Below are 13379 nucleotides of genomic sequence, written 5' to 3' on the forward strand. Positions count from 1 at the left end.
ACACCGCCTCGCGAAGGCATAAAAAGCCAAACCGCCCGCGCCGCGCAGGCGCCATCGCCCCGCGTCGCAGACAAAAAACCAGAAAAACAAAAAAATCAAAACCCACTCAACACGAGTTTCCCAATCGCCCGCCCCTCTTCCAGCATCTGATGCGCGCGCCGCAAATTCCCAGCATTGATCTTGCCAAGATCCTCCCCAACCGTCGTCCGCAACGTCCCAGCATCAATCAACCGCGCAACCTCAGTCAGCAGCTTATGCTGCTCGATCATATCGGGCGTCCCGAACATCGACCGCGTGAACATGAACTCCCAATGAAACGCGGCGCTCTTCGCCTTCAGAAGCTCAACAGGAACAGGCCTCGCATTCTCGACAATCGTCGCAATCCCGCCCTGCGGCTTGATCACCGCAGCAGCAGCCGGAAAATGCCGATCGGTGTCGTTGAACATCAACACATAATCGACCTGCTCAAAGCCGATCTGCTTCAACTGCGCAGGCATATCGCCAAAATGATCGACGATATGATCCGCGCCCAGTTCCTTCGCCCATTTCGCCGACTCCGGCCGCGACGCCGTCGCGATCACGGTCAGCTTCGCCAGTTGCTTCGCAAGCTGAATGCCAATCGAGCCAACCCCGCCCGCGCCGCCGATAATCAGCACCGACTTGCCCGCATCCGCGCCCTGCGGCGACACGCCAAGCCGGTCGAATAACGCTTCCCACGCGGTGATCGCCGTCAGCGGCAACGCGGCCGCATGCGTGAAATCGAGCGTCGCCGGCTTGCGGCCGACAATGCGCTCATCGACGAGATGAAACTCGCTGTTCGCGCCCGGCCGCGTGATGCTGCCCGCGTAGAACACGGGATCGCCCACCTTGAACAGCGTCACGTCCGGCCCGACGGCTTCGACCGTACCCGCCGCGTCCCAGCCGAGCACGCGCGGCGTCTTCTCGACCGTCTCCTTCGGCGCGCGCACCTTGGTATCGACCGGGTTCACGGAAATCGCCTCCACCTTCACGAGAATGTCGTGGCCGGCCGGCTGCGGCTTGTCGAGTTCGATGTCGATAAGCGACTCGGGATTGTCGATGGGGAGATAACGGGTCAGGCCAATCGCTTTCATGACAGCTCCTTGATTCGTGTGACGTTTTTCCAGAGATTTCGAAGACAACGGCGGGCAACTCTTCCGAAGCACCGCGCCAATCGCGTTGACTGAACTGTAGGAAATTCTTTACGCTGCGAAAACCAACGTAATGACTGAAACATTTTCTGGAATTTCCGAATAATCAATGGACACGATTCCCCAGGCGTCAACCGATGAACGCGACCGCCTCGATCTGCTCGACGTCGCGCTGTTCGTGCGCGCCGCGTTGCTGGCCAACGTGTCCGCGGCGGGACGCGAGTTCGGGCTGTCGCCCGCCGTCGCGAGCGCGCGCATCGCCAGTCTCGAACGGCTGCTAGGCGCGCGACTGCTGCACCGGACCACGCGCCGCGTCAGCCTCACACAGGAAGGCGAAGTCTTCATGACGCGCGCCGAGACGCTGCTCGACGCGGCCGCCGCCGCGCGCGCGTCAGTTGGACGCGGCCAGGCCGAGCCGCAGGGACGGCTGCGCGTGTCGATGCCGTCGTCGTTCGGACGGCAGCATGTGTCGCCTGTGATTACGCAGTTTCTACGCCGCTACCCGGGCGTGAGCGTCGATCTGCGGCTCACCGACAAAATCGTCGATCTCATCGATGCCGGCGTCGACGTCGGCATCCGGCTGGGCGCACTGAAGGATTCGACGCTCGTCGCGCGGCGGCTCGCAGCGAACCGGCGCGTGATCTGCTGCGCGCCGTCGTATCTGGCCAGGCACGGCACGCCGCATCATCCGTCCGATCTCGCGCAGCACGAATGCGTGATCCTCTCCGATCAGCGCGACTGGTCGTTCGTCACGCCAGCGGGACCGTTGACCGTGCGCGTCGGCGGGCGGCTGGCAACGGATAACGGCGAAGTGATCCGAGATGCCTTGCTGGCGGGATTCGGCATCGCGTTGAAATCGACGTGGGATGTCGCGCCGTATCTGCGCAGCGGCGAACTGGTGACGGTGCTCGAAGCGTATCCACTCGGCGAAACGGTCGCGATCTGGGCTGTCTATCCGTCGCGCGCGTTCGTGCCGCCGAAAACGGTCGCGTTCATCGACTTCCTCGCCGCGCATTTCGGCGATCCGCCCTACTGGGACATCGAGCGGGACCGCGAGGTGAGCTAAGGCGCGCTAGCGTGATCTTGTTGGCGTGCTTGTTGCCGCCTTTGTTGCCGCGCTCGCTGCGCGCGTATCGGTTTGCAGGTCAGCGGCGCTTGCCCGGTTCGGCGGAATTCTCGTTGGCCTGCGCGTCGTTTTGTGTGCGCTCCTGATAGTCGTCGCCGCCGCGGCGGTCGGTATCTTCGAGCCCGCGTTCGAGATCGCGATGCGCCTGCTCGCCGACGCCGCGCGGCTCGTCCTCCTGCTGCGAATCCGTGCTCTGATCCGCTTCATGCGGCAACGGCGCAGCCTGCTCGTTGAACGGACGCTTCGGCACGTTGGACTGGTCGTTGCCTTCGGGGCGCGCGCTCTGCGCTTCGTGCTCGTCGCCCGTCGCATGTTGTTGCGATGTCTTCATGATCCTCTCCCTGATGTACTCACGATGACGCTGATGCGTCTCGTGCGTTGCCGCTCCGTGGAAGCAGCGGTCAATCGTGTTCCGCCATATCCAGCCTGCGCCGCATGGCGGCCGTGATGCGCTGCTTCGTCTTTGCGTAGTCGGCCCACGGGTCGCTTTTCAGCGCGTCGAGCCGCTCGTGCAGATTCGCGATGTTCCATTGATCGCCCGCCGTCGTGCCGGGCACTTCGTCCCATGCGAGCGGCACCGATACGCCCAGCCCCGGTCGCGCGCGCAGCGAAAATGCGCAGACGGTGCTCGACCCACGGTTGTTGCGCAGATAGTCGACAAAGATCTTGCCCTTGCGATTCTGCGCGCCCATCTTCGCGGCGAAGTGCTTCGGCAGCGCCGTCGCCATGTGCTGCGCGACGGCTTGCGTGAACGCCTTCACCTCGTCCCAGCCGAGCTGCTTCGCGATCGGCACGACGACGTGCAATCCCTTGCCGCCGCTCGTCTTGCAAAACGACGCGAGGCCGAGTTCTTCAAGCAGTTCGCGCGTGAGCTGCGCCGCTTCGATCATCCGCTTCCAGCCGAGCGCCGGGTCCGGGTCGAGATCGAATACCATGCGGTCGGGTTTCTCGATGTTCGCGGCCACCGCGTTCCATGTATGCAGTTCGATCGTGCCCATCTGTGCGGCGCCGACCAGCGCAGCTTCGCTTTCGATGGTCAGCAGCGGTGGATGGTCCGGGTCCAGCCCCGGATGCTGCGTGATGTTCGGAATCGCGAGCTTCTGGCTGTGCTTCTGGAAGAACAGTTCGCCGCCGATATCCTCCGGCGCGCGCACGAGTGCGACCGGCCGGTCCTTCAGAAACGGCAGCATCCATGACGCGACCGACGCGTAGTATTCGGCGAGCTCGATCTTGCGCGCGCCGGTGCTCTTGTCGATCACGCGGTCCGGGTGCGAAATTCGCACGCCGGAAATCGTCGCGGTGGCGGCCTTGCTGGTCGATTGCGTCGCCGCCTTGCCTCGCGTTTCCACGCCGCTCTTCTTCGCACGCTTTGTCGCGGGCGTTGGCTCGACATCCGAGGTCTTCGACGCGCGCTTTTTCGCCGTCGATGTCTTCGCCTGTCCGGCGTTCATCTCTTCCGTCATCTGTTGCACGTCGGCTCCTTTGCTCGGCGCTTCGTGGACGATCTGCTTCGCGGGCTTGTCGCTGCGCAAGCTGACGAACGACGCCTGCCGCACGACGCCGTCACTCGTCCATTCCGCGAAGTTGCATTCGGCGACGAGTTCCGGCTTCACCCAATGCACGGGCGTGCGGCTTCGTTCGCGCGGCTCGCTGGCGAACGGCATCTTCTGCGTTTCGCGCGCGTCGAGTTCCTTCTTGATCGAACGCAGTTTGGCCGCGTCGAAACCCGTGCCGACGCGCCCCGCGTATTGCAGCTTGCCCTTCGTGTCGTAGACACCGAGCAGCAGCGCGCCGAATGCCTCGCGGCTGCCCGCCGGTTCCGAATAGCCGCCGATCACGAATTCCTGGCGGCGCCGACACTTGAGCTTGATCCAGGCGGGCGAGCGACCCGACACGTAATAGCTGTCGCGCCTCTTGCCGATGATGCCTTCGAGCTGCATGTCGCATGCGCTCTTCAGCAACTGGCCGGCGTCGAAGCCGAAGCCCTCGGAAAAGCGCAGCGTGTCGTCGTCAACGGTTTCGAGCAGCGCGTGCAGGATCGCGCGACGCTGTTCGAGCGGCACGCCGCGCAGGTCGTAGCCGTTCAGATACGGCAGGTCGAACAGGTACAACGTGATGTCCTGCGGCCTGTGCGCATCGAATGCGTTTTGCAGCGCCTGGAAGCTCGGCACGCCGTTGCTGTCGAGCACGACCGCCTCGCCGTCGAGCCACGCATCGTCCAGTCCGATGCGCGCGATCGCCTTGACCTGCTTGCTGAACTTCGCGGTCCAGTCGTTGCCTGCGCGCGTGAAAATCTGCACGGAATCTTTCGAAGCGTGATCGATGCGCGCCAGCACGCGGTAGCCGTCGAATTTGATCTCGTAGACCCAATCGTCGCCGGCGGGCGCGCTGTCGACGAGCGTCGCCAGTTGCGGCTTGAGCGCGGCGGGAAGCTTTGCCTTGACTGCCCCTTCTATCGACGGATGACCGGCCAGTTCGCGCAACGATTCCGCATTACGCGTCGCGACGATGTCGGGGCGGTCGGCGGGCGTGCCTTTGGATCTGCGTGATGCGGCGGCTTTCGTCGCCTTGATCGATGCGTTGGCGCGTTCCTCTTTGCTCTTAGATTTGCCTGCGGCGGCTTTGCCGGAGCCGCTTGTGCCGTTCATGCCGCCGCGCGCGCCCGGCGCATCCGACAGCACGCTGCCCTGCCGCTCTTCGAGCACGTCGAAATCGGCTTCGCTGCGCGCGTCGTCGTCGCGTTCCTTGATGAGCAGCCACTGTTCCTTGTCGCCGCTGCCGCGCATGTGGCTGCGCACCAGCGTCCAGCCGCCGTGCAGCTTCTCGCCGTTCAGGTGGAACTTGAGCTTGCCCGCCTTGTACGCGTCGCGCGCGCCCGCTTCGCCGCCTGTCGGTTCCCACGTGCCGCGATCCCAGACGATCACCGATCCCGCGCCGTAGTTGCCTTCAGGAATCGAGCCTTCGAACGAACCGTATTCGAGCGGGTGATCTTCGACATGCACGGCAAGTCGCTTGACGGACGGATCGAGGCTCGGTCCTTTCGGCACGGCCCAGGATTTGAGCGTGCCGTCGAGTTCGAGACGGAAGTCGTAATGCAGGCGTCGGGCGTCGTGTTCCTGGATCACGAACGACAAGCTGTGCTGCTTCGCGGTCTTTCTTGCGGCTGTGTTTGCACCCTTTGCGCCCGTTGCACGCTTCGCCCGCGCAGCGGTCCCCGACGGCTCCGGCGTTGCATCGAAGCGGCGCTTGCGCTGATAGGTATCGAGCTTGTCGGCCATGATCGGTGTGCGCTTTGCGTTGCGTGGGCTTCGTCAGCGGCGCGATCCGTGATCAGGCTGCGCGGCGCTTGCGCGCAGCCGTGCTCGTGGTTTTGCGCGCGGTTGTGCCCGCACTTGCCTTCGCGGTTGCCCCCGTCGCGCGGCGTGCTGCTTTCTTCGAAGGCGCGCGTCGCTTTGCGGGTGCCTCTTCCTCGTCGTCCGTGTCATCGCCCGCCGCGGCGCGCGTGGCGGCCTTGCCCTTGCCGCCGCGTCCGAGGCTGCGCTTCAGCAGATCGGACAAGTCGAGAATATCCGCCGACCGACGCGCTTCGCGCGGCGTCTCGATATCCATCACTTCTTCCGTCTTGCCGGCCTGCACCTTCTTGTCGACCAACGCGAGGATGTCGTCGCGGAACGTGTCCTTGTATTCGGACGGGTCCCATGTGTCGGTCATGTCGGCGATCAGCTTCTTCGCCATGTCCAGCTCCCGAGACGTCACGCCGGATTTCTTCGCGCTTTCGTCGGGCACCTTGAACTCGTCGAATGGACGCACTTCCGAGGCCCAGCGCAGCGTGTTGAGCGCGAGCATCGGCCCGACAGGAATCAGCGCGGCCAGATGCTGCTTGTTGTGCATCACGACATTCGCGACGCCGATCTTGCCCGTCGCCTTCATCGCATCGCGCAACAACGCGTACACCTTCTCGCCCTTGCGATCGGGTGTGAGGTAGTACGGCGTGTCGAGATAGAGAAACGGGATATCGGGTGCGTCAACGAACGCGAGGATATCGACGGTCTGCGTCGACTCGGGATTCGCCGCGCGAATTTCCTCGTCGGTCAGCACGACGTATCGGTCTTTCTCGTACTCGAAGCCGCGCACGATGTTGTCGCGCGTCACTTCCCTGCCCGTGCGCTTGTTGATCTGCCGATAGCCGATGGGATCGATCGTGCGCTTGTCGAGCAGATTGAAGCCGACTTTTTCGGACTTGGTCGCCGGATACAGTTGCACCGGCACATGGACGAGACCGAAGCTGATCGCGCCTTTCCAGATCATATGAGCCATCGCGCGCTCCCGGAAGTTGAACTCCATGCGAAGCAGCAAGCGTGCCCAGCGCCGATGCGGGCCGCTATGCGCACCGTGCTATGCCCGCGAGGGACGGTCGCAGCAGCGCGACGCGATCCCGCTGTAAGTCTTGCCTCAGAGGCGGAAAAAGCTACGGATGCCGGAATACCGCTTCGAGTCGGCGGTATCGGCCCGCAGATTTCACTCGACCGCGCACGGCACGGCCGCATAGCCACGAAAGCGCACGCGCCCGCCGCGCGTCGGCTCGCCGCTGATTCGATATGAAGGAAAGCGCCGCACGAAGCGTCCAATGGCGATGCGCGCTTCGAGGCGCGCAAGCGACAGTCCCGCGCATTGGTGAATGCCGAAGCCGAACGCGAGATGCCGGTTCGGCGCGCGGCGGATGTCGAAGCGGTCCGGCTGCGCAAACTGCTCAGGATCGCGGTTCGCCGCGCCGATGCACAGCGTGACGGGCGTGCCCGCCGCAACCGGCACGCCGCCGATTTCCGTATCGACCATCGTCATCCGGTTGCCGAGCTGGTTCGAACTCTCGAAGCGCAAGCATTCCTCGACGGCGCTTTCGATCAGCGACGGCTCGCGCAGCAACGCATCGCGTTCGTCCGTCCAGACGCTCAGCGTGACGAGGCCGTTGCCGATCAGATTGGTCGTCGTTTCGTGGCCGGCGTTCAGGATGAAGATGCAGTTTTGCAGCAGTTCGACTTCGGACAACTGCTCGCCGTTTGCTTCGCCCTCGATCAGACGCGTGAGCACGTCGTGCTGCGGGTCGCCGGGCGCGGCACGGCGTCGCGCGACGAGACCCTTTAGATACGCCACGAACTCCGTCACCGCGCGGTTGCCCCGCTCATGTTGCTCCGTCGTCAGCGATGGTTCGAGCGCGCCGAGAATTGCAAGCGACCAGTCGCGCAGCGGCTCGCGTTCGTCGTGCGGCACGTCGAGCAGATTGCCGATCACTTCGACGGGAATCGCTGCCGCGAAGTCGCCGATCAGATCGATCTCGCCGCGCTCGGCCGCACGGTCGAGCAAGCCGTCGACGAGACGCACCAATCCGTCCTCCATCGCGGCAATCGCGCGCGCTGTCAACGCGCCTGCGATCAGCTTGCGCACGCGTGTATGCAGCGGCGGATCGTTGAAGACGAGGCTCGTCGTGTGATGCTCGAAGAGCGGCGTCGCGCCGTACTTCGGCGCGAACTCGACTTTCTTGTCGGAGCTGAACGCCTTCGGATCGCGATAGACGGCCTGCACGTCGCGATAGCGCGTGAGGAAGAGCGAGCCGTCCGGCATGCGCTTGACGGGCTCGTGCGTGCGCAGCGCGTGATAGACGGGATACGGGTCCGCATGAAACGACGCGTCGAGGTGTCGTAAATCGAACTGACGGGCGATGTCAGCATCGTTCGACGTCGCGTTGGACGGGTGCATGGGCGTCTCCTTTTTGATCTTCGCCGCGAGCGCGGCTGAACGTTTCGAGTTGCCAGTATGAACCATGCCGACGCCGTATTGCTTGCAGGGCGTGACGCCGATGCGCGTCACGCCCGCCTCGTTACGTCACGACTTCGCTGGGAACGGCACGAACGCCTTGCTGCAATCGACAGGCGACACCTGCGCGCCCGCCGCGCGCGTCAATGTCACGCCGCTGCCCGCCTGCAACGGCAACGTCGTGCCGCCTTCGCCGATCGAGAACTGTGCGTCCGCAACGGTCATGCTTAGCGGCGTGTCATCCGCGACGACGTTGTTCAGCGAGATCAGCAACGGATTGACCACAGGCGGACTCGGGAATCCAACCGTTCCCGCCGACCAGCCCGAGCCGAGCAGAACCGGACTTGCCGAATTGAAGCCCTGGAACGTGTAGTTCGATGCGTTCACAACGCGTATGCCGTCGAGCACGATAGCTTGCAGGTTCGGATACAACCCGAGGCTTTTCGTGGGACTGTAGTACGGCGAGAAGATCAGCGCCTGCGGGTTCGACGTCTGGTTGCCCGTGCGAATGCAAACATTCGAATAGCGGATGTTCGACACGAGGCCGCCGCGGCTCCAGTCGGACTTGATGCGCAAGCCGTTGTCCGCGCCGTCGATAGTCAGGTCATAGACGTTCACGTTGCTCACGCTCGGGTACACGCCGCCCACGGGCGTCACGTCCGCATTGGCCACGCCGTTGTCCGACCCCGCCGACTCGCTGCCGATCGACATCCCATGCCCTTCGTAAAAGTGGCTGTGCGCGACAGTGATGTTGTACGTGCGGCCGTTGACGGCCGCGGTGCCGCCCTTGATCGCCATGTTGTCGTCGCCTGTGCGGATCGACGTGTACGCGATGAGTATGTTGCTCGCGTCGCCCGTGAACTTGCCGGGGTTGCCCGGATTGCTCGTGATCGGGCCCGAACTCGCGGGGTCGATGCCGTCGGTGTTCTTTGCATTGACGGTGCTGTACGGCACGCCTTTGTAGTTGGTCATTGCCTCGTAGGCGGCCGTCGGCGTGTAAATCTTGACGCCCCACGAAGTGAAGCCCTGCACGCCGCTCGGCACGACGTGAAACTTCGGCGCGTTCTGCAGCGTCACGCGATACAGCGTGAAGTTGCTGCCGTTGTTGATCTGGATGAGACGCGGGTTGTTCTGCGACTTGTTCTGCACGACGTTCGCCTCATAGCCGATGTCCCACCAGCTCATCGCGGAGCCATCGGCGCGCTTGAGCAGATTGGGATCGTCGCGCACGCTGCTGACGAGCTGGCTGCCGCCGCGCCCGTCGATCGTGCCGTCGCCGACGACCGCGCTGTTGCTCGTCTTGGCGGCCGTAACCAGCGCGTTGCAGCCATTGTCGCTGGCAGTGATCAGGCCGCAGCTCGCCGTGCCTTGGGTCTTGTCGAACTGGCGCGGATCGCGCGATGCGAACAAGGTCACGCGCCTGTCGATCCACAATGTGACGCCGCTCGGCAGATTCAGCGGGCCGGACAGGAACGCGTTTGCCCCGTTCGCGCCGGACGTCAGACGCACGACCTTGTTCGTCGAAAGGCCTGTGCTCGCGGCGTTCGTGCATGCCGTCAGCGCGGCCTGGATGCGCGTGGTGTCCGGGGCTGTGTTGGCAGCGTCGGCGCTATCGGGGAGCAGGCCCTTCGTTTGGGCTGTCAGTGTGGCGGGCAGCGTCTGACAGATTTGCGCGGACGTCGGCAATGTCGGTTCGGGTGGCAGTGCGGCATCGAATGTAGACGTGCCGACCTGGAAGCCCGGCGCGGGCGTGCCGCTTGCGTCGCTGGCGGGGACGGCGTCGCTGGCTGGCGTGGCGTCGGAGGCAGCAGTGGCGTCGGAGGCCGGCTGATTGGGTGTCGTAGCGCTGGCGTCGCTTGCGCTGGAAGCAGCAGTGGGCGCAAGGGCGCCGTTGTTGTCCACGTTGCCGCCCGATACGTCCGACGCGGCCGGCCCCGACCCGCCGCCGCAGGCCGTGAGAATCAGCGCCGTCGAAAGCAACGCAAGCCACGCCGAGACTGCCCGCGCGGGTCGTGTCGGCGTCGATGCAAGATGTTCGATGCGAGTGTTCATGTTCGCTCTGTTTTCCCTGGAATTTTCTAAGTCGTGCATCGCGTCAGCAGACTTCCGACAGACGCATCACGTTCGCCCGTCATCTGACAAGCCATGCCATTTGCCGAGATGTTGTCAAACAACGCAGGGAATATTAGCGATCCGAATCAATAAAAAGTCATGTGGTAAACCCCGCTTGGCTCATTCATTCATTCCGTAGTACCAGGTATTATTAGTGGGATATTTATGAGATAGATCCGACCACTACGATCGCGTTCCGCGAAATTGAAACGCACTACGCGTCGATGCCATCCGTAGGACGCACCACCCTCGCCTGCGCGGCCGCGTCGCACGGAACCGTTACAATGGGCGTTTCCCGTGCCTTCTTGCTGCTGCCCATTTCCTGCGTCGACATGAATCTCGTCATCCAAAGCCTCACGCCGCTTGCCGCTGAACATCACAAGCCGCTCGTCGCGCTATCGCGCGGCTCGAATCTCACCGTGATCGATCCGTGCGCAGTGCGCATCGAAAACGCAGACCTCGGGCAGCGCGCCGACCTCGACGTCTACTGCGGAACGCATGCGCTCGACTTCGCGTTCGTCGAAGCGGGCCGCCGGCTGACCGACTTCGGCCTCGTCGCAATGGACATGGATTCGACGCTGATCACGATCGAATGCATCGATGAAATCGCCGATTTTTGCGGGCTGAAGGCGGAAGTGGCGGCGATCACGGAAGCGTCGATGCGTGGCGAGATCAAGGACTTCAACGAGAGCCTGACGCGCCGCGTCGCGCTGCTGAAAGGCCTCGATGCAAGCGCGCTCGAAAAGGTCTACGAAGAACGCCTGCAACTGTCGCCGGGTGCGGAAAAGATGCTGGCGGGCGCGAAGGCCGCGGGCATGAAGACGCTGCTGGTATCGGGCGGCTTTACGTTCTTCACCGACAAGCTGCAAGCGCGTCTCGGTCTCGATTTCACGCGCGCCAACACGCTGGAAATCGTCGACGGCAAGCTGACGGGCCGTGTGCTCGGCGAGATCGTCAACGCCGACGTGAAGGCGCGCACGCTGCGCGAAGCGTGCGACAAGCTCGGCATCGAGCCGACCCGCGCGATTGCGATGGGCGATGGCTCGAACGATCTGAAGATGATGGCGGCGGCTGGCCTGTCCGTTGCGTTCCGCGCGAAGCCGGTTGTGCGCGAAGCGGCGAGCGTCGCATTCAATCACGTCGGACTGGACGGACTGTTGCGGCTTTTCTGAACCCGCGCGTTCGCTTCGCGTTGCTGGATCAAAACAAGAGGCCCGCTCGAAACCGAGCGGGCCTTTTTGCTTCTGGCTCGACGAAGCGCTAGGAGCGCTTCACGCGCGACTGGTTCAACCCAACGCGACGAGGCAACGCTCGATATCCGCGCGCAGATCCGATTCTTCTTCAAGACCGACGTAGAACCGCACCAGCGTGCCGCGATGCGGCCATTGCGATTCGGTGCGCATCGACGCGACGTTGTACGGCATCGCCAGACTTTGCGCGCCGCCCCAGCTCCAGCCGAGCGAGAACAGTTCCAGCGATTCGCAGAACCTGTCGATCTGTTCCGGCGTATAACGCGCGTCGAACACGACCGAGAACAGCCCGCCCGCGCCCGTGAAATCGCGTTCGTAGAATTCATGGCCGGGACAATCGGGCAACGCCGGATGCAGCACCACGGCGATTTCCGGACGCGTCTTCAGCCACTTCGCGAGTTCGAGCGCGCTTTTGTCGTGGTGGTCGAAACGCACTTTCATCGACGGCAGGCTGCGCAGGATGAGCGAGCAATCGTCCGCCGACACGCCGATACCCATCCGCATGCGTGCCAGTTTCAGCTTCAGATGCAGATCACGGTCGACCGTGATCGTCGCGCCCATCAGCACGTCGCTGCCGCCCGACTGGTACTTCGTGAGCGCCTGCATCGAAATATCGACGCCGTGATCGAACGGACGGAACGACAGACCCGCCGACCACGTGTTGTCGATCGCCGTGACGACACCACGCGCGCGGGCGACGGCCGTGATCGCGGGAATGTCGGACACTTCCATCGTCACCGAGCCGGGCGCTTCGAGCCAGATGAGCTTCGTGTTCGGCTGGATCAGGTCGGCGATGCCCGCGCCGATCATCGGATCGTAGTAGCGCGCGGTGATGCCGAAGTCCTTCGCGAGCCACTCGGCGTGATCGCGGTTCGGCGAATAGACGTTGTCGGGGATCAGCACGTCGTCGCCCGATTTCATCAGGCCGAAATACACGTTCGAAATCGACGACAGCCCCGACGGCTGCAACAGCGCATGGTTGCCGCCTTCGAGGGCAGCAAGGCGCTGCGCGAGCGCGATCGAAGTCGGCGTTGCGTGCAGGCCGTAGCGCCATTGCGCGTCGTTGCGCCAGTCGAGCGCGCGCATCGCTGCGAGGTCCGGGAAAACGACCGTCGAGGCGCGCGCCACGGGCACCGAGAACGATTCCCAACCGGGCGTCAGCTGATCGGTCGGCTGGACGATGCGGGTCTGCAAGCCGTGCTTCGGAGTCTTTTGAGTCATGGTCAAAGAAAGTTGGATTCGTCAGTGATGCGCGCGGCGCCTATTCGCCGATCGTCAGATTGTTCACGCCGTTGACGGGCTGGCCGCCGGTGCGCGGCTGCGCGGGTTGCTGCGTTGGCTGCTGTGCCGGTTTCTGCGCCTGAACGGGCGCAGCCAACGGCGCTTTCTGCCCCGCTGCGAGCGGCCGCAACGAAAACTCCAGCGGATTGGAATCGTCGACGTTCATCCGTTCGCCTTCAATCGAGCCATCGGCGGCGAACTTGCCGACCCAGTTGCCCGTGATATGCGTGCCGTCATTCGACTCTTCGACTTCGAGCGTGTCGCCATCACGGTCGCCCGCGATCAGGATCACTTCGCCCGTGTCGGCGAACTGATATTCGCCGTGTACGCCGGAGGGATCGTCGGTTTTCGCGCCCAGCCGCAGCACGATCTGACGCTTGCCGAGCGTGCCCGCGTACTGCGGAAACTTCGCGAACTCGGGGCTGGGCTTGAGCGGCAGCTGGATCGGCGGCGGCGCCGCGAGTGCCTTGACGGCGTCGCTTTCCGCGTGAGTCGCGACGGGCATCGCCGCCGCGACAGCCAATGCCGCAGCCGCGATCATCGCGGGCCACGACGCCCTGTGTTTCGACCTGGTTTCCTGCATCCGTTGTTTCCTTTCAACCGGCTTGATGACGTTTTGCTAACGCCTGA

The 13379-nt window shown here is 63.7% G+C and carries 10 protein-coding genes; 2 read left to right on the forward strand and 8 right to left on the reverse strand.

Annotation, left to right across the window (positions count from 1 at the left end):
* Nucleotides 1–95: 95 nt before the first annotated feature.
* Nucleotides 96–1112, reverse strand: a complete 1017-nt coding sequence (locus C2L64_RS08940; protein WP_007585851.1) for a zinc-binding alcohol dehydrogenase family protein — start codon at nt 1110–1112, stop codon at nt 96–98.
* A gap of 166 nt (nt 1113–1278) precedes the next feature.
* Between C2L64_RS08940 and C2L64_RS08945 the strand changes: the two genes are divergently transcribed.
* Nucleotides 1279–2235 carry a LysR family transcriptional regulator gene (locus tag C2L64_RS08945; protein WP_090835229.1) on the forward strand — a complete coding sequence of 319 codons (957 nt, stop codon included), beginning with the start codon at nt 1279–1281 and terminating at the stop codon, nt 2233–2235.
* A gap of 79 nt (nt 2236–2314) precedes the next feature.
* On the opposite strand, the gene C2L64_RS08950 is transcribed toward C2L64_RS08945, so the two are convergent.
* The 5 genes from C2L64_RS08950 to C2L64_RS08970 all read right to left on the reverse strand — a co-directional run bounded on the left by C2L64_RS08950 (nt 2315) and on the right by C2L64_RS08970 (nt 10158).
* Nucleotides 2315–2626: a hypothetical protein gene (locus C2L64_RS08950; RefSeq protein WP_090835232.1), complete on the reverse strand. Its 312-nt coding sequence runs from the start codon at nt 2624–2626 to the stop codon at nt 2315–2317.
* Nucleotides 2627–2696: 70 nt separating this feature from the next.
* Complete coding sequence (gene ligD / locus C2L64_RS08955) at nt 2697–5573, reverse strand: DNA ligase D (RefSeq protein ID WP_090835234.1); 2877 nt, start codon at nt 5571–5573, stop codon at nt 2697–2699.
* Between the two features lie 52 nt (nt 5574–5625).
* Entirely contained in the window at nt 5626–6612 is a 987-nt protein-coding gene (gene ku, locus C2L64_RS08960) for a non-homologous end joining protein Ku (protein WP_090835343.1), read from the reverse strand.
* Nucleotides 6613–6813: 201 nt separating this feature from the next.
* Entirely contained in the window at nt 6814–8049 is a 1236-nt protein-coding gene (locus tag C2L64_RS08965; protein ID WP_090835345.1) for a cytochrome P450, read from the reverse strand.
* Between the two features lie 126 nt (nt 8050–8175).
* A complete protein-coding gene (locus tag C2L64_RS08970; protein ID WP_090835236.1) occupies nt 8176–10158 on the reverse strand; it encodes a glycoside hydrolase family 28 protein in 1983 nt (660 codons plus the stop codon).
* Nucleotides 10159–10550: 392 nt separating this feature from the next.
* On the opposite strand from C2L64_RS08970, the gene serB reads away from it, so the two are divergent.
* Nucleotides 10551–11390: a phosphoserine phosphatase SerB gene (gene serB / locus C2L64_RS08975; RefSeq protein WP_079499532.1), complete on the forward strand. Its 840-nt coding sequence runs from the start codon at nt 10551–10553 to the stop codon at nt 11388–11390.
* 114 nt (nt 11391–11504) lie between these two features.
* Here serB and C2L64_RS08980 read toward each other — a convergent pair whose 3' ends face one another.
* The gene (locus tag C2L64_RS08980; RefSeq protein WP_007585838.1) at nt 11505–12689 is read right to left on the reverse strand and encodes a cystathionine beta-lyase; all 1185 of its coding nucleotides are present in this window, start codon (nt 12687–12689) and stop codon (nt 11505–11507) included.
* A gap of 40 nt (nt 12690–12729) precedes the next feature.
* Entirely contained in the window at nt 12730–13332 is a 603-nt protein-coding gene (locus tag C2L64_RS08985; protein WP_090835237.1) for a hypothetical protein, read from the reverse strand.
* Between the last annotated feature and the right edge of the window lie 47 nt (nt 13333–13379).

Origin of the sequence: Paraburkholderia hospita, from assembly GCF_002902965.1 — a bacterium.
In the GTDB taxonomy this organism is placed as follows: Bacteria; Pseudomonadota; Gammaproteobacteria; order Burkholderiales; family Burkholderiaceae; genus Paraburkholderia; species Paraburkholderia hospita.